Genomic DNA, 1445 nt, shown 5'->3' with positions numbered 1-1445 from the left:
GACCAGAAGGGGCCATTGCTGCTCTTGCGCTTGCGCATTTTCGCCTGACACTTGGGACAGGTTTCGCTGAGTGCCTCGGGCAGATTCAACTGAGGCTGCTGGAGCGCGATCTCAATAAGCTTATCGAGCAGCACGCTCTGTCGCTCCATGAAATCATCCAGCGTCATTGTCCCCTCGGCCACCTGGTCCAGCGCCTGTTCCCACAATGCGGTCATCCCAGGGTTGCTGATCTGCGGCGGTAGCACCGCGATCAGCCCCTGCCCCACCGGGGTCGAAACGATCGTACGCCCCTTCTTGCGAATGAACCCTCGCTTGAGCAGTATCTCGATGATGCCGGCACGAGTCGCCTCTGTGCCAATACCGGCGCTCTCTCGCAGCCTAGCGCGCAGACGTTCGTCAGTGACGAATCGGGCCGCGTTCTTCATCGCCGAGATCAACGTGCCTTCAGCGAATGGCTTCGGCGGCTGGGTCTGGCGATCCTTCACCAGGAGATCCACGACCGTACAGCTTTCCCCCTGACGGAGAGGCGGGAGCGCCTGCGCGCCGGACGCTTCCTCCTCCTCGTCATCACCGTCCTGCCCTTTGCCCTTCCCTCGGGGGAATAGCGCTTTCCAGCCCTCGACCCGCACCTGTCGTCCCGAGGCCACGAACGTCTCACCAGCGAGATCCAGACGCGCATCGGTCTGGTCGTACTCATGGACGTGCAGGAACTGCGCCAGATAGTGCCGACGGATAAGATCGTAAACCCGGAACTCCTCCTCGCTCATCCGATCGATCCGGCAGGGGGCTGTGGTAGGAATAATGCCGTGGTGAGCGGTAATTTTGCTGTCGTTCCACACGCGACTTTTGAGCGTCTGGTCCAGTCGATCGATGACCGGGGAGAGCTTCTCGTCCGAATGCAGGAGCGCCGTCACGACGGCCCCGATCTCGGACAGCATCGATGTCGGCAGGTAGCGGCAATCGGTACGCGGGTAGCTCGTGGCCTTGTGGGTCTCGTAGAGGGACTGGGCGATGTCGAGCACCTGCTGTGCACCGAAGCCGAAGCGCTTCGAGCACTCCTGCTGCAAGGTGCCCAGGTCCATTACCAAGGGCGCGCCCTCACGTTTGCGCAATGTCTCGACGGATGCCAGCGTAGCCTGGCCGCTCTGGCACCGGGCCGCGATCGTCCGCGCCGCCTCTTGATTGATGCAACGGCCTTCCTCGTCGAGCCAGTTGGCGTTGGCAGGCAGCCACTTCGCCTGGAACGGACCACCCTGCGGCTGTAGGTTCGCCACCACATCCCAGAACGGCTTGGGCACGAAGCTAGCGATCTTCTGATCCCGTCTCACGACCAGAGCCAGCGTCGGCGTCTGTACGCGGCCCACCGACAACACGCCCTGATGGCCCTGTTGCTGAGCCAGCACCGAAAACGCACGAGTCAGGTTCATGCCGACCAGCCAGTCCGC

At 62.6% G+C, this 1445-nt stretch carries 1 protein-coding gene; it reads right to left on the bottom strand.

What is annotated here, in order from left to right:
• Positions 1–1445 (bottom strand): DNA topoisomerase III (gene topB / locus CCD76_RS19295; protein ID WP_143543352.1); only part of this gene is annotated, 1445 nt, incomplete at both ends.

Source organism: Salinicola salarius (genome assembly GCF_002179555.1).
Taxonomy (GTDB): Bacteria; Pseudomonadota; Gammaproteobacteria; order Pseudomonadales; family Halomonadaceae; genus Salinicola; species Salinicola salarius_A.
This window is presented reverse-complemented; position numbering and strand designations above follow the sequence as displayed.